This is a genomic window from Paenibacillus sp. D2_2 (assembly GCF_031199965.1).
In the GTDB taxonomy this organism is placed as follows: Bacteria; Bacillota; Bacilli; order Paenibacillales; family Paenibacillaceae; genus Fontibacillus.
This window is the reverse complement of sequence record NZ_CP133605.1, coordinates 1,102,448-1,127,225: the sequence shown is the minus strand read 5'-3', so window position 1 is coordinate 1,127,225 and position 24,778 is coordinate 1,102,448. Positions and strand designations below refer to the sequence as shown.

20 protein-coding genes, 1 pseudogene and 1 riboswitch are annotated in these 24,778 nt (G+C 45.9%); of the genes and pseudogenes, 3 read left to right on the top strand and 18 right to left on the bottom strand.

Annotated elements, in window-relative coordinates; translation table 11 throughout:
• Positions 1-14 precede the first annotated feature (14 nt).
• From RE628_RS05510 to RE628_RS05500, 3 genes are all read right to left on the bottom strand, one after another.
• The gene (locus RE628_RS05510) at positions 15-3,899 is read right to left on the bottom strand and encodes a TIM-barrel domain-containing protein (protein WP_309157791.1); all 3,885 of its coding nucleotides are present in this window, start codon (positions 3,897-3,899) and stop codon (positions 15-17) included.
• An 11-nt stretch (positions 3,900-3,910) separates the two neighbouring features.
• Entirely contained in the window at positions 3,911-5,059 is a 1,149-nt protein-coding gene (locus RE628_RS05505) for a hypothetical protein (protein ID WP_309157790.1), read from the bottom strand.
• 545 nt (positions 5,060-5,604) lie between these two features.
• Positions 5,605-5,961, bottom strand: coding sequence for a hypothetical protein (locus tag RE628_RS05500; RefSeq protein WP_309157789.1), 357 nt, complete (start codon positions 5,959-5,961; stop codon positions 5,605-5,607).
• Positions 5,962-6,500: 539 nt separating this feature from the next.
• Between RE628_RS05500 and RE628_RS05495 the strand changes: the two genes are divergently transcribed.
• Positions 6,501-7,664: a phosphodiester glycosidase family protein gene (locus RE628_RS05495; protein WP_309157788.1), complete on the top strand. Its 1,164-nt coding sequence runs from the start codon at positions 6,501-6,503 to the stop codon at positions 7,662-7,664.
• 126 nt (positions 7,665-7,790) lie between these two features.
• On the opposite strand, the gene RE628_RS05490 is transcribed toward RE628_RS05495, so the two are convergent.
• The 4 genes from RE628_RS05490 to RE628_RS05475 form a co-directional block, all read right to left on the bottom strand.
• On the bottom strand, positions 7,791-7,955 hold the full coding sequence (locus RE628_RS05490) for a hypothetical protein (protein WP_309157787.1): 165 nt from the start codon (positions 7,953-7,955) through the stop codon (positions 7,791-7,793).
• A gap of 65 nt (positions 7,956-8,020) precedes the next feature.
• Positions 8,021-8,524, bottom strand: a complete 504-nt coding sequence (locus tag RE628_RS05485) for a hypothetical protein (RefSeq protein WP_309157786.1) — start codon at positions 8,522-8,524, stop codon at positions 8,021-8,023.
• Positions 8,512-9,369, bottom strand: a complete 858-nt coding sequence (locus RE628_RS05480; RefSeq protein WP_309157785.1) for an RNA polymerase sigma factor — start codon at positions 9,367-9,369, stop codon at positions 8,512-8,514. Before RE628_RS05480 ends, RE628_RS05485 begins: the two co-directional genes overlap by 13 nt.
• A 98-nt stretch (positions 9,370-9,467) precedes the next feature.
• Complete coding sequence (locus tag RE628_RS05475; RefSeq protein WP_309157784.1) at positions 9,468-10,454, bottom strand: Gfo/Idh/MocA family protein; 987 nt, start codon at positions 10,452-10,454, stop codon at positions 9,468-9,470.
• Between the two features lie 208 nt (positions 10,455-10,662).
• Here RE628_RS05475 and RE628_RS05470 point away from each other — a divergent pair, with 208 nt between their 5' ends.
• Complete coding sequence (locus RE628_RS05470) at positions 10,663-11,424, top strand: SGNH/GDSL hydrolase family protein (protein ID WP_309157783.1); 762 nt, start codon at positions 10,663-10,665, stop codon at positions 11,422-11,424.
• A 427-nt stretch (positions 11,425-11,851) separates the two neighbouring features.
• On the opposite strand, the gene RE628_RS05465 is transcribed toward RE628_RS05470, so the two are convergent.
• Together RE628_RS05465 and htpG are read right to left on the bottom strand one after the other, a co-directional pair.
• Positions 11,852-12,352 carry a CYTH domain-containing protein gene (locus tag RE628_RS05465; RefSeq protein ID WP_309159378.1) on the bottom strand — a complete coding sequence of 167 codons (501 nt, stop codon included), beginning with the start codon at positions 12,350-12,352 and terminating at the stop codon, positions 11,852-11,854.
• Positions 12,353-12,486: 134 nt separating this feature from the next.
• Entirely contained in the window at positions 12,487-14,370 is a 1,884-nt protein-coding gene (htpG, locus tag RE628_RS05460) for a molecular chaperone HtpG (RefSeq protein WP_309157782.1), read from the bottom strand.
• Positions 14,371-14,746: 376 nt separating this feature from the next.
• Between htpG and RE628_RS05455 the strand changes: the two genes are divergently transcribed.
• Positions 14,747-16,101, top strand: a protein-coding gene (locus tag RE628_RS05455; RefSeq protein ID WP_309157171.1) for an IS3 family transposase whose coding sequence is annotated in 2 segments (ribosomal slippage) — positions 14,747-15,197 and positions 15,197-16,101 — 1,356 coding nt in all. Because the reading frame shifts where the segments join, the coding sequence is not laid out codon by codon here.
• A gap of 94 nt (positions 16,102-16,195) precedes the next feature.
• Here RE628_RS05455 and RE628_RS05450 read toward each other — a convergent pair.
• The 9 genes and pseudogenes from RE628_RS05450 to tenA form a co-directional block, all read right to left on the bottom strand.
• A pseudogene (locus RE628_RS05450) lies at positions 16,196-16,902 on the bottom strand (ABC transporter ATP-binding protein).
• 75 nt (positions 16,903-16,977) lie between these two features.
• The gene (locus tag RE628_RS05445; RefSeq protein ID WP_309157780.1) at positions 16,978-18,093 is read right to left on the bottom strand and encodes an ABC transporter permease; all 1,116 of its coding nucleotides are present in this window, start codon (positions 18,091-18,093) and stop codon (positions 16,978-16,980) included.
• 96 nt (positions 18,094-18,189) lie between these two features.
• On the bottom strand, positions 18,190-18,936 hold the full coding sequence (locus RE628_RS05440) for a sensor histidine kinase (protein ID WP_309157777.1): 747 nt from the start codon (positions 18,934-18,936) through the stop codon (positions 18,190-18,192).
• Positions 18,933-19,568, bottom strand: coding sequence for a HAMP domain-containing protein (locus RE628_RS05435; RefSeq protein WP_309157775.1), 636 nt, complete (start codon positions 19,566-19,568; stop codon positions 18,933-18,935). The genes RE628_RS05440 and RE628_RS05435 overlap by 4 nt, the downstream gene beginning before the upstream one ends.
• Positions 19,565-20,239 (bottom strand): response regulator transcription factor, encoded by a 675-nt coding sequence (locus tag RE628_RS05430; protein WP_309157773.1) that lies wholly within the window; start codon positions 20,237-20,239, stop codon positions 19,565-19,567. Before RE628_RS05430 ends, RE628_RS05435 begins: the two co-directional genes overlap by 4 nt.
• A 646-nt stretch (positions 20,240-20,885) precedes the next feature.
• Positions 20,886-21,557 (bottom strand): thiamine phosphate synthase, encoded by a 672-nt coding sequence (gene thiE, locus RE628_RS05425; protein ID WP_309159377.1) that lies wholly within the window; start codon positions 21,555-21,557, stop codon positions 20,886-20,888.
• A 230-nt stretch (positions 21,558-21,787) separates the two neighbouring features.
• Complete coding sequence (gene thiD, locus RE628_RS05420; RefSeq protein WP_309159376.1) at positions 21,788-22,600, bottom strand: bifunctional hydroxymethylpyrimidine kinase/phosphomethylpyrimidine kinase; 813 nt, start codon at positions 22,598-22,600, stop codon at positions 21,788-21,790.
• Entirely contained in the window at positions 22,591-23,436 is an 846-nt protein-coding gene (gene thiM / locus RE628_RS05415) for a hydroxyethylthiazole kinase (protein WP_309159375.1), read from the bottom strand. Before thiM ends, thiD begins: the two co-directional genes overlap by 10 nt.
• A gap of 237 nt (positions 23,437-23,673) precedes the next feature.
• Positions 23,674-24,363: a thiaminase II gene (gene tenA / locus RE628_RS05410; protein WP_309157771.1), complete on the bottom strand. Its 690-nt coding sequence runs from the start codon at positions 24,361-24,363 to the stop codon at positions 23,674-23,676.
• Positions 24,364-24,599: 236 nt separating this feature from the next.
• A riboswitch (TPP riboswitch) is annotated at positions 24,600-24,704 on the bottom strand.
• Positions 24,705-24,778 lie beyond the last annotated feature (74 nt).

Sequence of the window (24,778 nt, the reverse complement as noted above, 5' to 3'; positions counted from 1 at the left end):
TCACCATCTCCCTCTTATTGGAAAGCTAGTTCATTAGATAAAAGCTTGAGCGGTTCCGCATCGAGTCGATCTCCGTCCCTGATGAATATTTTGACCTGATGCCCTTGGATTTGGCTTGGAAGCTTGAAGCCTGCCGTTACAACTTCCGTTGCCCCTTCTCCTATCGTTACCGGTACACTTGAAACATTGATCATTTTCCCCGCTTGGTCGTACAATGCAGCTACAATCAATACGGTCTCTGTGTAATTTCCATTGTTCTTCACGGTGATGTCCGCATTTAAGACTTTACCAGCTTCCAATTTGTTCAAATTAAATGAAGAAGCTACAGTAAACGGATTCTCGTTGGCTGTCTCGCCCGACAACTCAATGACGGTCTCTTTGGCGTGGTCTGAAATTTTCACATAAGTGACCAACGATTGCTTATCTGTGAACCAACCGGATTTCGCCTTTTCCAATTCATTGAGCGATCCATATTGAGGAAGAACAATGCCGTCTTGGCGTACGGTCATATCATTTCTAATCGTTTGATGAAACTGTAGCATATAGCTTCGTGCATCCGGCTCAAATCCGCCTTTCCCTTGCTGTCTTGCATGAATTTTGAACGTATTTGTCGTTCCGTCCGTACCCAAACTTACCGTATTCTCAAATTTCGTTGTGCTATATTTACCCTGCTCATATCCCAAGCTTTCGCCGTCATCCTCATATAAAACAAATGAAGAGGTTCCGTTCTCCCGTTGCGGATAGATATCCATCGTCATGACATCAATCTTCTTCTCGCCAATATATTGCATGGCAGGAGTCATCGGAATAATCGCACCCGCTTTGACGAATACCGGAAGTTTATCGAGCGGTGCTGAGTAACTGATCGTCTGGTTCCCTTCGTACAAGGTCTTCCCATCCGAATAGTCATACCAGTCTCCTGCCGGGAAATATACTTCTTTCTTCGTACTGTCTTCCGTTACAGGTGCTATTAGAAAACTTTGACCGTTCATGAACTGAGAGTCCATGTTATACGTGGCGTTATCATTCGGATATTCCAGCATCATTGCCCGCATCAACGGAAGTCCTGATCCGCTGCTTGCCTCCGATTCCATACCAGTCCCGATGACGCTGTCAGCCATATAAGAATAGAAATAAGGAATCAGACGTTGACGCTGCGAAATGTATTTTCTAGCAACGTTCTCGGCACCATTCTCCCACGCTTCCTGAGGGCTGCCCCACTTGGCGTAGTGGAATCTGTGAACAGGCATAAAGGCTGCCAGTTCAATCCAACGTTTGAATTGGTCCGATGTAGGATTGCCTGAGAATCCGCCGATGTCAAAGCCCCACATATTATATCCGGACAGAGTAATTCCGGTTCCCAAACGAATCTGTTGACTCATGCTATTCCAATCGGATTCAATATCGCCCGACCAAGGAGCAGCATAACGCTGAGAACCTGTAAAGAATGAACGAGTCAGTATAAATGGTCTTTTCTGCGTATACTCCTTATACCACTCATAAATAGACTTTTGGTGCATCGTAGCGTATGCATTATGCATTTCACCGATATCGCCCTGCTCTTTACCTGCTTCGTTCCAGAAGCGCCAGTCCGTACTGTATCTCGCCGGCTCATTCATATCGGTCCAGAAAGCATTGACGCCCATATCAGCCAAATAATTGTGCAAATCTCCCCACCACTTACGCACTTCGGGATTAAAGAAGTCCATAACTCCGGACTCATCACCCCAAGGCCAGGAAACGTTCCTTGTTTTGCCGGTCGAGTCCTGAATAAAATATCCTTTCTGATCTGCGAGTGGGTAATCTTTCGCAAATATGATGATATTCGGGTCGTCGATCAGCGATACTTTCATACCCATATCATGTAATCTCTTGATCATTCCAGCAGGATCAGGGAAATTCTCATTGTTCCACTCGGTTGGCGTACAATATTTGGCATACCATTCGATATCCGAGTACATTACATCTAGTGGAATCTGCCGTTTTCTGTACTCCTCGGCCACTCGTTCGATATCTGCTTGCGTATATCCCCAATGACTCTGCATATTGCCAAACGCCCACATCGGAGGCATAAAGTGTTTTCCCGTTAAATCGGTAAGTTTGCTAATCATCTGTTTCGGGGTAGGACCGTAAATGAAATAGTATAACAATTCTCCCCCAGCAGCCGGGTCCAGGGAACTGAACGAATATGTGCCGGGTTCGCTTTTCCCCATGTCAAAGCACGTTCTGCTCGTGTTGTCAAAATAGATCGAATATCCTTTCGAGCTCATAAAATGAGGATCCGCACCATACCATCTTCCTTCGCCGTTGGACGGAGCCATTGAATCCCAGCTCGCACCTCCTAAATCGACGCCCCACTGATAAATTTTCTGACCACTGCGGTCAAAGGATTCGGTCTTCTCTCCTAAGCCCCAGAAATGTTCATCGCTTTGGATTTCATTCCAGACGCCTACCTCGCCCTTTCCATTCCAGCCCAGGCTTTTTCCTTCCTTGCCTTTGCTCAGAAGATTGCCTTCCAGATCGTAATACTCCAGACGGAGAGGCGCTTTGAATACTTTCATCAGCAATTCAGAAGTACGGATCTCGTAGTAGTCTCCCTTCTCTGCTAGCGTCAAGCTGCCTCCGAGATCATCATTCACAATCGCGATGGATTCATATTTCCTGTCGAATTTTCCTGTAGGCTCAGCCCATACTTTAATCACTTCCGGGGATACCGCCTTGATCCTCACTTGTACAGGCGAGGCGTCAAAAAGAATCGTATTGTCTCCTTCCCGCTTATAAGAAACGATATCACCTATGGAATAAAAACGTGTTGTGGCTACAGTCAAGGAAGGTCCATTTATGCTCAACTCCCCCGTCTTGTTCGCCGCTTCAACATTGAATTGATAAGTATGACCCGCCTCTAGTCCCAATACTTTGTACGAATATACAGCACCCGTTACCGACGCAATTTCGACGTTGCCTTGGTAAATCTTATAGGCTTCTACTTCATTTTTCGGATCTTCAGCAGGATTCCAGCTTAAAACCGCACTACTCTCGGTTATGTCGGTGGCTGTAAGGGTACTGCTTTGCGGCCAAACCGGTGCGCTTGGGCTTACCGGAGCCGATAATCCTGCTGCCGCCAGTGAAATATTACCCCAATCATGGTATTTACCTTCGACGGTTCCTTTTATGATCAACGACTGTTTGGACCCGTTGCCTTTGAATGATATGGTGTAAACCTTACGTATAGGTGATTCTCCCTTGGTATCATAGGCGTCTTCAAATACGGGAATGCTGTTGTCGGTAAAATATGCCTCGATTTTTCCTTTGGAGGCCCAAGCGCCCGCATACACCTTAAATTGCATTTCACGCGCAGAAACTGGAACGGTTAACTGCCAACCTCCATTTATATCGCGTACAAACGTACCATATTGTTCGTTGTCACCTTTTTCTGTCGGCTTACCATCATTCCACGTAAATCTGGCGATATAATCGGTAAATCTATTCATTCCGCCATTAAATACGCCAAACTGGATTTTCTCTGCCCCTATGTTTTTTCTGGCCTTGATTCCTTTTTCTTCGTCTCCCAGACGGATCCAATCGACGTTTCCTTCATCTGTCAGGTTGACTTGAATTTCTTTATCCAGGATCTCAGCCTTCCCGTTCATATAACTGCCCTGTTCGGAGGCTGTGGAAACATCCTCTGCCCGAAGTTCGCCTGGAACTTCAGAAAGGGCTTCCGTTATGATCCCATCCCCCTCGTTAACAACTGGTTCCATTATTTCCGCTGCTTCAACAGCTCCCGGGTCGGAATTTGCAGAAGCTTGATGACTTACTGGAACCACCGAAGTGAACAACAGCATGACAATACAGATCCAGGCCATGATCAATTTGCGATACCTATTGAAATGGAACATATAACTCCTCCCTATTTCTTCATACTAAAGTCCGCAAGCGGCTGCATCGTTGTGATGTTCAGGTTCTCCCCTTCCCAAACCATCACTTTGGCCATGTGACCGTTTAGTACTTCCGGCAGCCTGATTCCAGGTATTAATCGTTCTTCACTTCCTCCATTAAGCGTTCGAGAAACGTAGGAGATGCCTTCCATCTTGCCTTCTCCGTCATAAAGCGCCATCATGACCAGGACTTGCTGTGGACTTTTCTGGTGGTTCGCAATTTTAACCTCTGCGGTCAACAGCTTGCCCGCCTCCAGCGATTCCATGTTCCAGGTGGCTGAAATCGATATTGGCTCCTGCGGCTGCGAATCGAAGTCACCCGCGCTCTTCATTTCAGTTACGATCGTCGGGGCAAGCGAAATGTCCGTTTGCGATTCTTGGACTTGCACAAATTCATCGGTTGTCATAGTCGGAAACGGATCGCCAGACGTCCAGAGCGATGTCGCTGCAATCGAAATATTGCCATATGGATTGCGCTTCTCCTCCAGCGTGCTCTTGATGATCAAGGAGCGTTCTTTGTTATCTCCTTGAACGTCGAATGTATAGAGCTCCCTTATCCCAATCGCTGATACTGTATCGAATTCATCCACATATTCCGGTTCAGTACCATCGCTGAAATAGGCTTCGACCTTTCCTTTCGCACCCCAGGCTCCTGCGTACACTTTCACCTTCATTGGGGTGTACGAAATAGGAATTGTGAGCTGCCAGCCCCCATTGATGTCACCGATGAAGTTACCGTATCTTAACTCGTCACCGACCGATTTGGGCGTACTATCGTTCCAGGTGAATTTGGCAATGTAATCATCAAAGGTGTTCAAATTTCTCGCATTAAAGGTTTGAAACTGGATCGATTCTTTCCAGACCGCCTTTCTCGCCTTGATCCCATAGCCGTCTCCTAATCGAATCCAGTCCTGATTCCCTTCCTCTGAAAGATTAACTGTGAATTCGCTGTCTAGCACTTTTGCTTCTGCGCTTAACGAAGGAGACTCGGAACTGGCCTGCGTGGATACCGGTTGCTGAGCATAGACATGTGCTTGTGGATTTATTAAACCAAAAGAGGTTAACATTAGAGCGATCAGGCAAACCCATGTTACTGCTTTAACTTTTTGTAAATTGAGCATAAGCACCCTCCTTTCAAGATTCGTCCTTCCCTTCCCACGCCGTATCGTCTTTGATGTGTGGGCTCCAGATGATATTCCTGGGGCAGTCATACCCTATCGACGACCATACCCCTCCTCTCCGCTTGAAATCACCATTCGTATGAAACCGCATACAAGAATAAAGACCGATACTGCATACCTTGATCATAAGAAAGGAACTAAAGCCAAGGAACAGAGGATCTTTACATGATTCCGAAGATTTTTACCACACTTGCAAAAAGCGCAGCATCTTGCAATAAGACGCTGCGCTCTCACATTTACTTTAGAATGACTTGATTGGATAACGGCTTCATCGGTGAGTTCTCAATCGTTTCCCCTTTCCATACAAATATCTTCACCTGATGCCCTTGAATACGGTTTGGAAGCTTGAATCCTGCTTCAAATGTTTCTGTTGTACCAACTTCGATTTTTTTCGAGTAACTCGATCTTTATTCGGAAGTACTGGCTTTTTGCCAGGGGTAGTAAATACATCTGTAGGTTGGATCTCCTTCACCTCTGCTTGCTTATCAGGTATTGTTTGTACAGATACGGATGGTCCGGTCAAGCTCCAATCCCCGAGGCATTTCCTGCTTCGACTTTAAAATTGTAAGTAGCACCAGGTCCCAATTCACTGTATAGCTCTTAACATTACTTCCAACTATGCTGATCAGTTGATTGTCCTGATAGATTTTATATTTGGTGGTCGAACTAACGGCGCCGTTCCATGTTAATACAACACTGCTGTTCGTAATGTTCGAAGCTGTCAGTTTACTGCCTTCTGGCCATTTAGGGCATTCTCGCTCACCGAGTTGGACATTACGGCTGCCGTGTCGAATACCCGCCTGGTCTCCCTCAAGAAAATGCTGAATGCCCGAATTCGTCATTTGCCCGTTGATGCCTGTTCCTTTACAGGTACATTAATTCCCGGAAAAGGGATGCCGTTTATGCGAAAGCCCCCCGCCATATGGCTACATATCCAGTTTGGACAGTTTCGCGACAAACCCGCCGCCGCTTGCTGCCCTGCCTTATCGCCGAATATTTATGTATTTTTTCATGTAGCATAGCGGCTTGAAGCTGGTCTTCTCTCCTGAAATGGTGTGAGTCCCTTCCCCGGTATCACATACCGAAAAGCTTCTGATATGTTTTCCCGCCTACACGCAGTGAATTTCTTATAGTACTGGTTGCGCCAGCAGGACTGCCCAGCGATCCTTCTCGTGATAAATCAACCGAGATTTCACTCGGTATTTTTCATCGTACCGTTCGGATATGCGATCTATAAGTCGCTCTTGGTGGTCAGTTGAATCCGATTTTCAGTCCAGTATTCTATATGAAACTAGCGAAAAGTCGACAAATCTTCCCTTTTCTCGCAATTTTCAGGTACAATATACTAATACATAATACCTACAAAGGAGATTTCAGCTTCATGAAAAAAGCAATACTACTTGCGGCGCTGATGTTCATCAGCCTGATCCCAGCCAGCTATGCTGCGCCTCCTGCCAAGTACTTCGTGCTCATGGACGACAAGAGTAACCATTCCTTCGTCCCACTGCGAACCTTGAACGGATTAGACGGCATCAAGACTGTATGGACCGCTGCCGAGAAACGGATCGACATCATCCGGGACGAGACTCAGCTTACGATGTACTTGGGCAAGACACAAGCTATCCGCAACGACGAAGCAATTAAACTGCCTGACGCACCGTTCACCGAAAACGGTATAACCTTCGTGCCTCTGCAGGCGATTAATGATTCTTTTCCATTATCATTGGAATGGTCGAAGAATACTTCTTCTCTCACCATACATAGCAAAGTAACAACCGATTCTTCCAAAGCAGACATAAATACGAACTCCCTACCTTACATCACTAAATCTGCCTACGAAAAAATGGACAAGCCGATCATCAGCGAACGAAAAACGTTCAAAGTTGGCGGTAAATCCTATAGCACACAAATGGTCACGATATCGCTCCTGCATCCTAAAGTCTCACTTGATGTAGTCCTCGCCGGTGATAAAGCGGGTAAAGTTGAGGATCTCAGTAGCATCGCAAAGCGCAGCAAGGCTACCGTTGCAATCAATGGAACCTTCTTCGACGCTTATACGACAGGAGATTATAAAGGTCCCTATGGTTATATTATTAGTGGGGGAGACATTGCTCACAAGAGCTCCGGAGACCTGCGTACGGTATTTACCTTCAGCAACAATATGTTAGCTGAGTTAATACCCGGCGCGGACTTCCCGTCCAGATTTGCCGAAGGGAGCATCCAAGGCGGACTGCAGGCCGGGCCACGTCTAGTCGTTAATGGAAAAGTTGCTCTCAATATTGCCGAGGAGGGGTTCAAGGATCCGAAGATTCTGACTGGAGGCGGCGCCCGCAGCGCCCTGGGTGTGACCCGCGACCACAAGCTAATCCTGCTTACTACAGGTGGAGCTACGATTCCACAGCTTGCAGAAATCATGAGGCAGGCCGGCGCCTATCAGGCGATGAATCTAGACGGCGGTGCGTCCAGCGGTCTCTATTATAACGGCAAATATCTAACTACCCCAGGACGAAAAATCAGCAACGCAATTGTGGTTAAAACTCAATAGTAACCTGATCATGTTCTTAGAAAGGGAGTTTTCCTTGGTGGTCAGTTACAACTCAAGAAAAGCCCTTTATTTCTTACGAAATAAAGGGCTTCTTACGTCACTCCACATCTAACACTTAAAATCTAATTAATCTTCCCAACTCATATTCACTTTTCCGTTAGCTGCATCCCCATATAGATGTATTACGATTCGACTGTTTTCTGGATAACTACTCAAATCCCAAACATAGGTCGAATCTATATTACCTAGCGAAATGCGTTTTTCTTCTTTGCCATCCACGGTAATACCCATTTCCAATGTACCCTTCTTAACTTCGGCACTAATGTTCAGAGCACTAGGAGTCCCATTTTTAATATTTATGGCCCGGCTTTCTCTCCATCAAAGTACCAGAAAGACGACTTCCACGTACCAGGTAGCCTCGTTTCGAATTGACCGATAGAAATATTGTTGGATCTAAACATTTCTGGCTGTGCATACGCGCTAGCAACAAAAATGGAAATCATTAAAACAAAGGTCATTACGACACATGCAAGCGCAATAATCAGGGGCTTCTTGTTATTATTTTTTGATGGGGTCATTGACATCCCTCCCTGTGTCATGGCAACACCACAATTTGAGCAAAAGGGTTTCCCTTGTTGCGTCTTATACCCACATGATGGACATAAAATCTGTTGCTGCTTGCGTCCAATCAGAAAATACAGCAACAGTCCGATAAAGTTTGGGATCAGCATCACAATTAAAGCCCACATACCTGCTTCAAGTCCGTGTGATTTTGCATCACGATATGTCCAAATCCCCAAACCGACCATAGCCAACAAAACGAACAACACCACTCCAGCCAATCCAATTATGATCCACATGAATAATCAACATCCTTTCTCGTCCATGCTTTACGGACCATCCCTGACAACACGCTGGCACATAGAATCAAGCCACCTCCAAGAATCATGGCCAAATACGAAATCAATGAGCCGGGCAGGAAAAAATAAATCACTGCAACAATAGCCACTGTTTGCATTCCACCAATCGTAGCGGGTAACCACCATGGTATGTTATAACTTGGTTCCTGACTGTGTATCTTTTGAATAAGCGCAGCCTGAACAGCCGGATGAGGTATTTCTTCCTTTAATAACGAACTCCGTATCAGATCGTCCAGCTCATCTTCCATAAAAAGTTTATCCGCCATAATGGATCCCCCCAATTTTTTTCTTAGTTTCTGGCGCGCTTGATGTAATCGACTTTTTACCGTGCCTTCTGGAACTCGAAGAGCTGTTGCAATCTCAATTACTGACAAATCACTCATGTAATACAATAAAATAGGTACACGCAATTTTTCCGGCAAATCCTGTACAGCCATTCTAACTTCCGTGTTACGCTGCCTTTCTTCGAACTCAAGATCCGTAAATATTGAACTAGATATATTGCTTAATTCACCGACACCATCATCATGAATGGGGGCAATTCTTTGTCTTCGGGCATATTTTTTACGTTCATCGTGCCAGATTCTCGCCGCCACTGCCATTAAGAAACCTGCCGGATTATTCTCCTCATCTATTTGTAGCGTCATATGGAGTACACGCAGAAAAGTCTGCTGATATAAGTCATCCGCATCGGTCTGGCTCAATGTCAGCTTTCGGCAGAAAGTATAGACACGGCTACCGTACGCATATACCAATCGTTCTACTTCATGCCCATCAATGGCCATGCTATCTCCCCCTTCACTTATATATCTGCATAACTTCAGAAATGGTTCAATAAAAAAAGAACCCTCCAGATTTGGAGAGTTCATATTACGAGTTTCAACTATTTCAAATCTGCCGGGAACTTAATTCCAATCTGCCGTCTTGCTTCCTCCATAATCTCTGCAACAAGCAATGAGTTATGAAGTGTGTTTACACTGCTCTCACGTAATCCCGCCTCAATCAGATCAATGAACTCACGAGCCTCATAGAACATTGATTCCTGCATCTGTGGCTGACGTAAATCCTCAATCGTGCCATCTCGGTAAATAATCTTCACGTCATACGGCTGGTTGATTCGTCCAATCACTAACGTACCGTTCTCACCCTGAATTTCCGCTGGCAAATAGGAGTCGGAAATTTTGGAATAAATGACCGTCGCGTCCATCTCATCATAATTCATGATGATGCTGCCCTCACCATCCGCACCGGATGACAATAGGATTCCGTTAGCCTTGATTTCCTTTGGCTTTCCGAACAAGGTTACCATCGGGTATATACAATAAGTCCCAAGATCCATTAAAGCTCCGTTCGAGAATTCAGGATTAAAGGCATTCAATACCGTTCCTTGCTTATATGCATCATAACGCGAGGAGTATTGACAGTAGCTCGCAAAATATCTGCGTACTTGTCCAAGCTTATATAAATTGTTCTGTACTACTCGAAAATTAGGCATCAGCGTTGATTTCATCGCTTCCATTAATATCACATTGTTGCGCTTAGCAGCTTCGATCATCTTCCTGGTCTCGGCCGCATTCGAAGCCATCGGCTTCTCACACAATACATGCTTACCCTGATCCATACATAGGATGGCTTGTTCCATATGTAGAGAATTCGGACTGGCAATATATACAGCATCAATCTCCGGACTAGACGCCAATGCTGACACATCTGAATATACGGCTGGATTTCCGTATTTGGCGGCGAAAGCTCTGCCCTTCTCTTCTGTACGGGAATACACCGCTGCTAATTCGAAGCGTTCCGTTTCCATTGCCGCATCAATAAAGCGCTCCGTAATCCAGTTCGTTCCGATAATTCCGAATCGCACCATAATACTCAACCCCTTTTTTTCTCTAGTATTAATAAAATATCCGATTTTGAACACGCTATCAACATTCTCTCATGAGAAACATCACATGTCTACCTTTCACAGACCCTTCATCAAAAATAGACTGAATCAGTAACCTACGCACTTGCGTTTTATTTGGGCACTAATCTACAATAGAACTAGGATCATTTAGGATAAAAATGAGGTGAGTATGATGGATAAGCACGATATTGACTTGATGAGCGGGGATACAAAATATATGATTTCCGGCGATTCGATTTCCAAAGGGGTCATTTATGATGAAGAACGCAATAAATACGTCATCCTGGAAGACAACTATATCTCACTCCTACAGCAAAAAATGAAGGGCGCAGTCCGGAACACGGCTAGATTCGGCAATACCCTGATGAAGGGATTCAGTAATCTGAAGCGAGATGTAGATAAAGATAAGCCGAATGTCGTCTTGATCGAATATGGTGGGAATGACTGCGACTTCAACTGGAACGAGATCGCCGATAATCCCGACGCGGATCATAGTCCCAAGACGGATTTCAATACATTTGAGAAGATGCTTACAGAAGCAATTGAATATTTGAAGAAGCAGCAGATTACTCCGATTCTGATGAACCTGCCTCCTTTAAATGCAGATAAATATTTCAAATGGGTCAGCAGAAATAACCCGGATGCGGAGAAGAATATACTTAAATGGCTAGGCAGCGTCACCAAAATATACTGGTGGCAGGAGAGATACAATTCTTCCATCCTGAAAGTATCCGAGTTGACGAAGACCAAGTATATTGACGTGCGCGGTGCATTTCTGCAGTACCCTGATTTCACCAAGTTCCTATGCTCGGATGGAATTCACCCTAATCAGGAAGGCCATCGCATCATCAGCGAGAAGGTACTTGAGTTCGTGAAGAAAAATTACCAATACCTTCTGTTGGACTCCCACAGCAACCTGGCCTTGGAATAATAAGCACCGGATCTCTCGTTAAGTCCGGCAGTTTTAGCATAATACGAACTATTAAGAGACCCTGGAGAGGGTCTCTTTTGCATTAATGATAGGCGATTAGTAGAAATCCGTTGTGTCTGTTGTTCATGGTGATGTTACTTATAGAGATGTTACACATGACCTTCGTAGTCCGTTAGTCCGTTTCCCATCGTGTCGTTACTTACTTGCTATTGGCCGTTACTCTAACAAGTAGCGCTTCGCAAAAAAACTGCATTTCTGCAGTTTTGTAGCCCGGCTTATTCCGAAAGAGATGCGTTATGTTCAACTCCACCCGTAACACTCTGGTTCCAAGCGTCATCTTACCCTAGTCGCCAAAGTTACTTGGAAAACACAGTCACCTTTACGCTACATTAATAAACAGTCACCTATTACAAGATCGGGACGGCTATTAATCACGCTGCGTTTGCAGTTCTCTCCATACTTTCTTGTTGCTATATTTTTTCTCCGTACTAATATCAGGACCGAACCAGTCCGGGGCTAAAAAACGAAGCGCTTCTTCCTCAGAAGTAAATTCGACCTCCAGCACCTTCATTTGAATTTGATCATATTCATCAATTTCTACGATATGATCATTCCATTGCGCGGTGGTCCGTTTCTTAATCAGCGGGATCGTCCCGTGTGCCTCGATCATTTGCTCGTACAAGCCCTCGGAGATCGAATATTCCACTTCCTCACGCGTCAGGCCGAAGCCCCGCTTAAAGGTATGAGTGAACGTTACTTCACCAGAAGCCAGATCCTTGATTTTTCTAACTCTCAGCTCCTGATCTTCATGCAGCGCCAAATACGTCTGATCAATCATCTGCTCCTTCACAATCACTAGAGCACCTTCCTGAATCAATTCAGCCGGATATTTTGGCAGTAGAAATTTGCGTTCGATTTCAAGTGACATCACGAATTCTCCTTCGATTTTAACTGGATTTAGATCTGTTGTTGCTCTAGTATAACATGGTTCCAAATACAAATATCCTGCCCCACATTCAACGTGAGACAGGATATTATAGGATCGAAATCCCTCTTCAAAGCTTACTGCATGATTTTGCAAATATTGTTAGTGAAGTCAACCGGATCTTCGATCGGAAGACCTTCAATCAACAGCGCCTGGTTGTACAGCAAGTTCGTGTAAAGATTCAATTTTTCTTTGTTATCTACAGTAAAGGCATCCTTCATCGCTTGGAACACTTCATGATTCACGTTGATTTCCAGTACTTTGTCAGCCTTCACTTCTTGACCGCTCGGCATTGCATTCAGCACTTTCTCCATTTCGATCGATACTTCACCCTCAGAGGAGAGGCAGACCGGATGGGATTTAAGGCGCTTGGATGCTTTTACTTTCTTCACTTTACCGCCGAGGAAGCCGTTCATATATTCGAACAGATCTTTATTTTCCGATTCATCCGCCTTGATTTCTTCATCATTCGCATCCGATTCGATGCCAAGATCGCCGCTGGATACGGATTTGAATTCCTTATCTTTATAATTCATGATCACTTTAAGCGCAAATTCATCGATATCATCGGTGAGATACAGAATTTCATAGCCCTTATCGGCTACCATTTCCGTCTGCGGCAGCTTCTCAAGACGCTCCACCGACTCGCCAGCAGCATAATAGATATACTTCTGATCCTCTGGCATTCTCGATACGTATTCGTCCAGAGTAACCAGCTTCTTCTCCATAGAGGACGTGAACAGGAGTAGATCCTGCAGCACTTCCTTATTCATGCCATAATCATTGTACACGCCAAATTTCAATTGACGGCCAAAGGACTCATAAAATTTCTCATACTTATCGCGATCGTCCTTGAGCAAAGTCTGAAGCTGGCTCTTGATTTTGCTTTGAATATTTTTGGCGATCATTTTCAGCTGACGGTCATGCTGTAGCAATTCCCGAGAAATGTTCAGTGACAGATCCTCGGAATCAACCATCCCTTTCACGAAGCTAAAATAATCCGGCAGCAAGTCGCTGCATTTATCCATGATCAGTACGCCATTAGAATAGAGCTCTAGACCTTTCTCATATTCCTTCGTGTAATAATCGAATGGAGTCTTCTCAGGAATGAACAGGATTGCATTATAGACAACAGCGCCATCCGCCTTGATGTGGATATGTGAGATAGGCTTGTCGAACCCGTAGCGCTTCTCCATATAGAAGTTCTCGTAATCCTCATCGTTCAGCTCGCTCTTGTTCTTACGCCAGATCGGCACCATACTGTTAACCGTCTGTTCCTCGACGAAATTCTCGAATTCGTTCTCGCTGCCTTCTTTAGGACGGCTTGATTGGATGTCCATCTTGATCGGATATCTAATGAAGTCGGAATACTTCTTCACGATCGATCTCAGGCGATATTCTTCCAGATACTCATCATATTGATCATCTTCCGTATTCTGTTTGATCTTAAGAATAATATCCGTACCCACGGTGTCTTTCTCACAAGTGTCAATCGTATAGCCGTCTGCCCCTGCAGAATGCCACTTATATGCTTCAGCATTACCCAGAGCGCGGCTGATCACAGTAACATCATCCGCCACCATAAATGCTGAATAGAAACCAACACCGAACTGACCGATAATGTTATGCCCGTCTTTGGCCTCATTCTCATTTTTGAAAGCGAACGAACCGCTATTAGCGATGATACCCAGATTGTTCTCCAGATCTTCCTTCGTCATCCCAATCCCTGTATCGGAAATCGTCAAAGTGCGGTTCTCTTTATCCACCGCGAGCTTAATATAGTAATCGTCTTTGTTAAAGACCAGATTGTCATCGGTCAAGGCTTTGTAGTAGATCTTATCTATTGCGTCGCTTGAATTGGAGATCAGTTCCCTCAGGAAAATTTCCTTTTGCGTGTAGATGGAATTGATCATCATTTCCAGCAATCTTTTGGATTCTGCTTTGAACTCTTTCTTAGCCATGAATGAATAATCTCCCTTCAATAATATCGTTAGGATCAAACTGTAAAAATACCATATTACTCCTCTTAGCACTCATGACTCCAGAGTGCTAACACATAACCTTATATTAAATATCCTATTTTCCAATGTCAATATTTCATAATGATATTCGTACTTTTCTATCAGGATTCTCCGATCTCAAGTCTGTGTGGAGTATGCCAGTTTAGATGCTAAAATCCTAAAATCTACGTGATCGCACCGATAAGCGGTCAAATAACCTGGATATATCATATCCACATTTTACGGCACACAAAAGGGGCGTCTCCAAGTCGGAATATCGACTTTGAACTGCACCCCAATTGTTAGACACAACTAACAATTGGAGGTGCAGTTTTTTATGTGGAAATTTTCTGTAAAAGAGAAGCTCGAAATTGTATTAAGATATTTGGAAGGTAACGAAGTTGCGCCATCCATTGGAAGAAAATATGGTGTATCCAAAACTCAAATTTACTCTTGGGCAAAGCTGTACAGCGAGTGGGGGATTGAAGGTTTTCGAATAAAAGACTATGCTTCATATTCACCAGAGTTTAAACTAGAGGTACTTGAATATCGGTTAAAAACGAAGGCCTCATATGTAGATATCGCTGCGCATTTTGGTATTCCCTCACCTTCACCTATCAAAAGATGGGTTAAAGAGTTTGAAAGAAAGGGATTTGACGCCTTCAAAGCAAAGAAAAAGGGGCGTACATCCATGAACAAAGAAACAAAGAAACCAACAAAACAAGATGAAGGGTCACTTGAGAAACTACAGGCAGAAAACGAACGTTTACGTATGGAAAATGCCTATTTAAAAAAGTTGAATGCCTTAGTTCAAAACAAGGAAAAATCACCAAACAAGACAAAGCGCAAGTAATCTATGAATTAAGGCGTGAATTTCCGGTGATAGCACTTCTGCAGCTTGCAGGTATTCCGCGCAGCACCTATTATTACGTGATTAAAAGCTTCGGACGTCCCGATCCAGATGGCGAGCTAAAGGTACTCATTCAATCCATTTATGACGAGCATGAAGGCCGCTATGGTTATCGTCGTATTCGTGATGAATTAAGGAATCGTGAGCATCAGGTGAACCATAAAAAGGTCCAACGTATTATGAAAGAGCTAGGATTAATATCAATAGTCCGTGTGAAAAAGTACCGCTCGTACAAAGGTAAGGTCGGTCAGATTGCACCGAACTTATTAGACCGTAATTTTAAAGCAGAGAGACCAAATCAGAAATGGGTGACAGACATTACAGAATTTAAATTACTGGGAGAAAAACTGTATCTGTCACCTGTTCTGGATTTATATAACGGTGAAATCATTTCGTATACGATAGGATTTAGACCTACCTACTCTCTTGTATCAGATATGCTAGAGCAAGCTTTTGAAAGGCTAACGATAGAAGGCAAGCTTCTCATGCATTCAGATCAAGGATGGCACTATCAGATGAAGCAATACCGTCAGGCATTACAAAGAAAACAAATCACGCAGAGTATGTCGCGAAAGGGCAACTGTTATGATAATTCTGTGATGGAGAACTTCTTCGGTATTCTCAAATCAGAATTCCTTTATATAAAGGAATTTAAAAGTATTGAACATTTTAAAGAGGAATTATCCAAGTATATTAACTACTATAATTACAAGCGGATTAAATCAAAATTAAAAGGCATGAGTCCGGTACAATACCGGACTCATGCCCAACAAACTGCTTAATGAAAATAAACTGTCTAACTTTTCGGGTCACTTCACTTTTGAGACAGCCCCTAGAAGCCATGTACAGACTAGCCAGAGCCCCGAGTGAATACCGTTACAGTTCTCTCTCCGACAGCTTGCCGTCTTCTATATATACGATACGATCACACAGATCGAGCATACGATGGTCGTGTGTGACCATGACAGCAGCTTTGCCGCGCTGCTTAACTTCATCCGCCAGCATCTCTACAACGGATCTGCCTCTCTCCGAATCTAGACTCGCCGTCGGCTCATCCGCGAGAATAATCTCCGGGTCATTCATCCATGCCCGAGCGATGGATACCCGCTGTCGTTCACCGCCAGACAAACTGTCTGGATAATGATGCAGACGATGTCCTAGACCAAGCTCACGCAGCAACTTCTCTGCCTTGTCTCTCGATTCCTTACGTGGTTTGCCGGATAATTCACCAATCAGAATCAATTGATCGATTACAGTGAGATAAGGGATCAGATTCGCGGATTGAAAGACAAAGCCAATCTTATCGAGCCGAATTTGATTCAATTTCTTCTCAGGCAGCTTACTGATTTCCTGATCACCGATCCAGATTTGCCCGCTACTTGGTGACAACAATGCTCCGGCAATCGAGAGGAAGGTACTCTTCCCGCACCCGAAGGTCCTACGACGGCCACAAATTCGCCCGCCTTGACCTCCAGCGTAATTTGATCCAACACCTTGACAGAGGTGTCTCCGTCACCATACACCTTGCTGATATTTTGTAACAGCAGCTTGGTATTCGCAGTGGCGCCTCGTACACCTGCAATCTTGGTGGCACTATTTTTACTATTGTCGATTTGCTTATTCAAGTGATCTGTCGTTCTATTCATTACAGTACTCATTTACATCGCCCTCCCAATCGCTTCAATCGCATCTACCTTGACGACACGGTACAAAGACAACAGCGAACCCAGTAAGGACACCACGATGAACAATACCGCACATCCAGCAACAACCGTTGTATTCAATTGGAACGGCATGCTGCTCGGAAGCACCATCGAGACACCATAGGTTAGTAGAATACTAATGGCAAGACAGACCACCGATAAAGTCAATACCTGCAGAATCAGACTACGGGCAAGATAACCATTCTTAGCACCAATCGCTTTGAGCACGCCGAACTGATTCATCTTCTGAATTGTAATGACATAGAAGAAGACAGCGAGCACGAATGCAGCGATAATGAACAGGAACGCAATCATCATGAGCAGAGAGCCTTGTTCCTCCTGGTACCCAGGGATTCCTTTCAGCGCCGTATCTTTACTTACAACTTCAATGCCTTGCACCTTACTTGTGATGTGATCCGCGATTGTCTTACTACCGCTCAGGGCAACAGCATTATATGCTGCGTTCTCCATCGAGGTTGGCTTACCGACCTGAGTCGCCTCAAGTGCCTTGAAGCTCATTAGGATCACCGGAGTATGGCTGTAGGATTGGCCCTCCGTAAAGCCTACAAGCGTAAATTGCTGTCCTGATGCCTGATCTTCGATCATGTCACCAAGCTTAAGACCCTTATCGGCAAAAGTCTTGTCAGCGACCGCTTCATTCTCTGCTCCAGTAGCCATCAACCGCCCTTCCGTGATGACTGGGGCCAACGATCCCTCCGGGTCAATGCCGAAGAAGGTTGCGTCGATCTTCTTAGTATCATCCACCTTGGCGATCGAGGTCATTTTAACGCTTAGAGGGCTTAATGTGACCCCTTTCTGATCGCTAGATGCTTGCTGGATTTGCTTCCAGGTATCTTCCGTGAGCACCGAACGGTTTAAGCGGTGATCCGCATCCTGCTGCAGAATTAAATAGTCAGCCTTCATATTTTGAATAGAAGACGCATTCGCGTAAGATAACCCCTGCGCCAGCCCAGTTACAAACAGAACGAGCCAAGCAATGAGAACCATAATGAGTGATATAAGCAAATAGCGCGTCTTCGCGTGCTTCATTTCTCGTATTGCCAGAAACATGGTGTTCATCTCCTAATCCCTAGTAAGTTTAAAGTTCAAAAATCTCTTTCTGGACTTCACTATAGGTTAGGAATATGAACGCAATATGAACAACTATTACATCATAGGCAAAATAACGCGAAATACAGATCCCTTGTCAAGCTCACTCTCCACTTCAATTCTTCCACCGTGCATGGCAATGATCCTGTTTGTGATCGCGAGCCCTAGGCCGCTGCTGCCTTCCTGACGGCTTCTCGTCTTATCAGCACGGTAGAACCTTTGGAAAATATTTGGGATATCCTCCTCGGCGATGCCGATCCCCGTATCTTCTACCTCAACGACACACAGATTCTCTTGCTGCTTCAGTCGAACAAAGATCGTACCGCCTTCATCTGTATATTTGATACTGTTCGTCAGCAAATTAATCCACACTTGCTGCATAAGCCTGCTATCGGCAAATATCATCAGTGAAGGAATATCCATATCAATGGCCAATTCCTTCTCGCGCCAGCTCCATTCAGTCATGAACAAGACTTGGCGGATCTGATCGCCTACATCGAAGCTGCTCTTCTCCAGGATCGCCTCCTCCTTATCCAGAGAGGCCAGCATGAGTAGTTGCTTGCTTAATTGCGACATCCGCTTGCTCTCATCCTCAATAATGGACAAATAGTGGCGCCGCTGTTCTTCGGGTAAATCTGCTTGCAGCAGCGTATGTGAGAAGCCCTGAATGGAGGCAAGCGGCGATTGCATCTCATGCGAGACGTTGGACACAAACTCCTGCCGCATCTCCTCCAACTGTTCGAGACTTCGAGTCATATGAGTGAAGTGACCGGCCAGCTTGCCGATCTCATCTTTTCTTTTCAAATCGAGCTTGATGTTGTACTTCCCCGGGCCAGCATTTTGGTTGCTTCCGTCAGCTTTATGATCGGATGAACGACCCAGCGTGTATTAAATACAAACAGAATGATGCTCATGCCAATGGTGAGAATTAGAATGATCGCGAAGAAATTCCGTAATTCCCCGAACTGAACTTCTACATTAGGACGGATAAATAATGCGAAGGTATCCTCATCATTCTTCAGTGAGACGCCGATCGTATTTTTTAGATCATTGTCGAAGAACCCGGTAATGAACAATCCCGGCGGAAAATTCGCAATCCCATGGTAGACTTGTCCGTCAATAACACTCTTGATCACCTGCTGATCTATTCCTGTTTTACGGAATGAACCTCCATAGAAATAGCCGTTCCCTTGTTCGTTCACAAGGTATAATTGGTAGCCAAGATCTCCGACATGCTCCAGATAGGTATTCAGATTAACCTCACGATTCATCTCGTAGAAGTCTTGAATCTGTTCGGCCATCCTACTGATCTTTTGATCGTTATAAGGCTTCAGATTGTGCTGATAATAAATATTCGAAGCGATAAAGGCCGTTACGCTACTGACGAGGATAACGAGAATCGACGTAAACAAAATACGGATATACAGTGATTTCATGAACTGGCCGCCTCTAGCTTGTAGCCAACACCCCGTACTGTTGTAAACGTGATGTCGTTATTGTCTTTGAAGCGGTCGCGTAATCTTTTGATATGAACATCAACTGTACGGTCGTCCCCATTGAAATCGATGCCCCAGATCAGCTCAATCAGCTCCTCACGCGTAAATATTCGTCCCGGGTAACTGGCCAACTGGAACAGCAGCTCGAATTCTTTCAAAGGCAGCATAAGCTGCTTGCCCTTGCAATGCACTTCATAACCTTTACGGTTCATGATCGTGTCTCCAAGCTTGATCGATTCCGCACTTACCATCTGATAGCGTCTAAGTAGCGCCTTAATCCGGAATAACAGCTCCTGCGGTTCAAATGGCTTCGTCATATAATCGTCGGTCCCCACTGAGAACCCGCGCTCCTTATCCACCAGCTGATCCTTAGCCGTCAACAGAATAACCGGAAAATCGTAATAGCGCCTGATTTCTTCGCATAATTGAAACCCGTCTTTACCGGGCATCATGACATCTACGATCGCAAGATCGATATGCCGAGATAAGAGTAGCTCCGAAGCCTCGTTGCCATCAGCAGCCTCAATCACATGATACCCTTCGTTCTGCAAATAGTAACCAACCAGCTCGCGAATATGCCGGTCATCATCAGCAATTAATATGTCTATCATGATTGGTAGCATCCCCCTGTACAGATCATCCGTGAATACAGTCAATATATCGCACTCTATGCGATATCTCAAATACTCCATTGATGCTGCATCACATGGTGATAGTCCAGTAACATTGCTACCGATCCTAAGCATAACGACAGAGTTAGAAATCCCGAACCAGCATAAAAAGGGCCCTCTCGGAGTAGTGTTTACCGGAGAAGACCCTATAATGTGCATCACTGTGAGCGTATGAAGCTTTGCCCCTCTCTAACGAAACGTGGTATCGCTATTGAGACAAAAAGTGCTACTGCAAATTGTAACGAAACTGGGGGCTGTTTGACCTCACAATGTCCGAAACTTTGCCTCTAAGGGACGCCATGTCCGTTCGATGCTTCGTATGTCCGTTCTACTGTGAGCTTCACCAATCATCGTACTTGTAACGGACATCCGTGACCCTTAGAAGTGAAAGTTCGCCGTCATCCAATTTTAACGGACACCTGTGTCTCTTAAAAGTCGCCAACCAGCACCAATAAGGTATTTTTATCATGTAACGGTCAGCTATGTCCGTTAGAGATCAGAATATCCGAAATTTCACCCCTAAGGGACAACTATGTCCGTTAGGGTGTACGAAATAGCGTTCCTCACCTGTGTTAGCAAAATGCCTCTACACCTCTGGGCCCTGCGAGGCTGTGCTTGAGCTTGCTAAGGCGCGAAGCACCTTGCTCTTGAGAGCGGCCGCGGCGTTGCGGGCGTTGTCCGCCTGGGTGATCGCCGAGATAACGGCAACACCATCCGCTCCGGCGGACACAACCTCTGCCGCTCGCTCCGCGGTAATCCCGCCGATGCCTACAAGCGGCAGGGTAATGCCCTGGGTCCGCAGCTTCTTCAGCACCTGCGGACCCTGCACGGCACGAGCATCCTCCTTGGAGCTCGTGGGATAGATCGGGCCGATGCCAAGGTAATCGGCCCCCTGCCGGATGGCGGACCTTGCCTCCTCGGTAGTAATCGCGGATACACCAAGTATCCGCTCGCCGATACGGGCACGCACGCGGTCCGCCGCCTCATCTTCTTGGCCGATGTGAACCCCATCGGCATCCACCGCCAGCGCCAGCTCCACATCGTCATTGACGATGAACAAAGCTCCCGCGCTGTGGCAAAGGGCCCGCAATCGTTCAGCCAATTCAAGCTTGGCTGCACCTGTCAGACTGCCAGGTCCTTTCTCCCGGAATTGAACGAGCGTAACTCCGCCCTCCAATGCCTCACGCACCACCTTGACGGGATCTTCCTTACAGTTCACAGAACCAACAACCAAGTAGAGCTGTAAATACTCTCGAATCTGTTCGGAAGAAACTCTTCCATGTTCTTCAAAATGATCTCTATTTTCCTCAAGACCGCCGTCTAGTGAGCTCTGATTCACTGAATTGAACTTGACTTCCTTCCGGTTGCGGTTGTTACTCTGCCCAATTCCATCAAGCCCCCAGGTTCCTCCCTGTTCGACTTCCGGATGGATTTCTCGGGTAAATGTCTCATAAGTCTTTGTCTCTCGTGACGTCCTATTCTCGTTCATCAGAGCCGCTCCTTTCTACGGCGATATGCCCAATGATTCGTTGGTCCATGACCCTGGCCCAACTCCAGTGAGTCCTCTATCGCCGCTTGAATGAAGGCGCGTGCCTCCTCAACGGCCCGCTCTACCGTCAGCCCCTTGGCTAGGCCTGCTGCGATTGCGGCCGAGAATGTGCAGCCAGTTCCGTGTGTATGCTTGGTCTCGATGCGTCTACCAGCAAGTCCTGTAAATACACTGCCATCGTACAACAGATCTATCACTCTCTCCCCTTGATCATGACCACCCTTAATGACCACAGTTCGTGCTCCATGTTCGGCGATACGCTTCGCGGCTTCACGACGGTCCTCCATCGTGTGAATCTGGATCCCGGATAATACTTCCGCTTCTGGAATATTCGGCGTAACGATCAGGGCAAGCGGGAGCAAATGCTCCTTCATCGCTTGGATCGCTTCGGTGAGCAGCAGCGATGCCCCGCCTTTGGCGATCATCACCGGATCAACGACGACATTTCGCCAGCCGAAGCTGGCGATCTGGTCCGCAACCTGTTCAATAATCTCCGCATTGAAGAGCATTCCTGTCTTGAGCGCGTCGACGCCAATATCCGAGCCAACCGCCTTGATCTGCTCCGCCGATGCTTCAGGTGGCAGTGGATACACCTTCTCCACACCGAGTGTATTCTGAACCGTGATCGCGGTAATCGCCGACATTCCGAACACGTCCAGCTCCTGAAAAGTTTTGAGATCGGCCTGGATTCCAGCACCGCCGCCGCTATCTGAACCGGCAATCGTCAGAGCTCTAGGAATACTCACTTTGATTCACCTCCGGCAGCCATGCTACCCGCCTCAGCAATAGCCGCATACCCCTTAACTGAATGAGGATGAAGCTTGGCCAGCTCATCCAGGAAGGCAATCTGGAAGCTGCCCGGACCTAACGGAGCTGTCCGTTCCGCTGCACGAGCTGCAGCCGCACCGTAATAAGCCAGCCCCGCCGTGCCAGCGAGCATCATGTCCCTTTCAACCGCCGCGAAGGCACCAAGCACAGACGTCAGCAAACATCCTGCTCCGGTCACCTGTGTCAGTAGCACATCTCCGCCGCTGATAATCCGGTAGTAATCTCCATCGGCTATGATATCTTCCTTACCAGTAATAGCTACCACTGCATTGAATTGACGAGCTGCCTGGAGTGCGATTTTCGCATTCGCTCCCGCGCTACTCTCAGCCGCGTCCACCCCTTTAATGTCTGAGTCTTCACCGACTAGATTAGCGATCTCCGCGGCGTTCCCGCGAATCAAAGCAATCTTCACCTCACGTAAAATCCGCTGCGCTGACTCCGTTCTGAGGCGAGTTGCTCCAGCACCGACAGGGTCCAGCAATACGGGAACACCATGAAGGTTAGCCGATTTACCTGCGATGATCATCGCATCCACCTGCTCTGTGGATAGGGTGCCGATATTCAGTACCAGCGCGCCGGCCACCTTGGCCATATCTGCCACTTCTTCCTGGGCATAAGCCATAACCGGAGATGCGCCAAGAGCTAGCAGACCATTCGCTGTGAAATTGGTGACGACCACGTTCGTCATATTATGTACGAGCGGCCGCGTCTTTTGTACCTTAGTTAAGAGAGCTGCAATATCCTGTTCGAGCGTACTCATTTCTAGATCAACCCCATTCTCAGATTTCAATTTCTGCACCCCATCCCATCTGGGATCTAATGCTACAACAATTTCGTAGCTCCGTTCCACCTATCAGCAGATTAGGCCAAGCCAGCAATTTCTGGCTCGCATACCGTAGTTCCGATCACTTTATAGCAGTTCCAACCTGCCATGCTCGTACAAATTCCAGCTTACATACATACCTAATTCCAGTTCTTGCGACCGTTCAGTTTCGACTCACAGTCCGCTACCTAAATCCATGGCAACCGGCCATTCTTCCTGACGAAATGCCATATCCCAGAACATATACTCCAGTTGGCAGCTCTGCAGAAAATACTCCTTCATCCGCAGCCGTTCAGCTTCTGTCACACGCTCAGACCAGTCGTCCACATAACGGCAGAATCGCTCGGTTAAGTCCGACATCCCTCCACCATAGAAATAAATCCAATCATAGAACGGATGCGATTCATCCGGTTTGACTTCCTCAAGCAGGCGTTGGCCGATCTCAATATACGTCCATGGACAAGGCAGTAGCGCGGCCACAATCTCACCAAGGCTACCTTCATGCGCAACGGTCAGCATATGTCGGATATAATGATGTGCCGAAGGCGAAAGAGGAAAGCCCTGAAGTTCTTCATAAGTGACGCCCGCCACGCTGCAAAAATTGTTATGCGGGTGTACTTCACTATAGAGCACGAAGTTGATCTGCTCGTTGAACATCGCAATTTCCTCACGCGTACTGCTCTTAGATATGGCGATGCCATAAATCCGCATAAAAGCGTTCAAATACTCAAAATCCTGCTTTACATAATGAATTAGCTGCTCTTTCTGCAACTTTCCACTAGCGATCCCGCGTATAAACGGATGTTCATAAATAGCTTGAAAAATAGGATCTGCCTGCTGACGAAGCTGTCTCGTAAAACTCATGGTCTACACCTCCAAATTTTTTCGAAACCGTTAAGTTGAACTGCTGCTCCTATTCCTTGAGCTTTCATTCGTTCAACTTGTACACCTTTTGAATAAGGAAATCCCCTGCAAGAGCGGATGGAGTCCTGGATTCACAAATATATCGAATATAACTGCAAATCTCGGTCTATTTACACAACAAAAAGGCCACTCCGGATATGGAGTGGCCTGTACTTTAGCAAATATAGCTATAGCAATTTAGTCCGACTCCACTTTCCTACGCTAGTGCTAACTAGATCAGGTTCAAAGGGTCCAAGATTTATCTTGTCTCAGTCGTTACCACGACTCCCCTAGTGGATTTCCTATTCAATTACCTATTAGAGGTTGTTTAAAAAGTCCCACTTTGATCACGAAGTGGCATAGGAAGTTTAATCGA

Excerpts from the sequence above, each read along its gene's own strand:
- RE628_RS05510 (WP_309157791.1), bottom strand. The coding sequence starts at position 3,899 with ATGTTCCATTTCAATAGGTATCGCAAATTGATCATGGCCTGGATCTGT.
- RE628_RS05505 (WP_309157790.1), bottom strand. The coding sequence starts at position 5,059 with ATGCTCAATTTACAAAAAGTTAAAGCAGTAACATGGGTTTGCCTGATC.
- RE628_RS05500 (WP_309157789.1), bottom strand. The coding sequence starts at position 5,961 with ATGACGAATTCGGGCATTCAGCATTTTCTTGAGGGAGACCAGGCGGGT.
- RE628_RS05495 (WP_309157788.1), top strand. The coding sequence starts at position 6,501 with ATGAAAAAAGCAATACTACTTGCGGCGCTGATGTTCATCAGCCTGATC.
- RE628_RS05490 (WP_309157787.1), bottom strand. The coding sequence starts at position 7,955 with ATGGGTATTACCGTGGATGGCAAAGAAGAAAAACGCATTTCGCTAGGT.
- RE628_RS05485 (WP_309157786.1), bottom strand. The coding sequence starts at position 8,524 with ATGTGGATCATAATTGGATTGGCTGGAGTGGTGTTGTTCGTTTTGTTG.
- RE628_RS05480 (WP_309157785.1), bottom strand. The coding sequence starts at position 9,369 with ATGGCCATTGATGGGCATGAAGTAGAACGATTGGTATATGCGTACGGT.
- RE628_RS05475 (WP_309157784.1), bottom strand. The coding sequence starts at position 10,454 with ATGGTGCGATTCGGAATTATCGGAACGAACTGGATTACGGAGCGCTTT.
- RE628_RS05470 (WP_309157783.1), top strand. The coding sequence starts at position 10,663 with ATGATGGATAAGCACGATATTGACTTGATGAGCGGGGATACAAAATAT.
- RE628_RS05465 (WP_309159378.1), bottom strand. The coding sequence starts at position 12,352 with ATGTCACTTGAAATCGAACGCAAATTTCTACTGCCAAAATATCCGGCT.
- htpG (WP_309157782.1), bottom strand. The coding sequence starts at position 14,370 with ATGGCTAAGAAAGAGTTCAAAGCAGAATCCAAAAGATTGCTGGAAATG.
- RE628_RS05445 (WP_309157780.1), bottom strand. The coding sequence starts at position 18,093 with ATGTTTCTGGCAATACGAGAAATGAAGCACGCGAAGACGCGCTATTTG.
- RE628_RS05435 (WP_309157775.1), bottom strand. The coding sequence starts at position 19,568 with ATGAAATCACTGTATATCCGTATTTTGTTTACGTCGATTCTCGTTATC.
- RE628_RS05430 (WP_309157773.1), bottom strand. The coding sequence starts at position 20,239 with ATGATAGACATATTAATTGCTGATGATGACCGGCATATTCGCGAGCTG.
- thiM (WP_309159375.1), bottom strand. The coding sequence starts at position 23,436 with ATGAGTACGCTCGAACAGGATATTGCAGCTCTCTTAACTAAGGTACAA.
- tenA (WP_309157771.1), bottom strand. The coding sequence starts at position 24,363 with ATGAGTTTTACGAGACAGCTTCGTCAGCAGGCAGATCCTATTTTTCAA.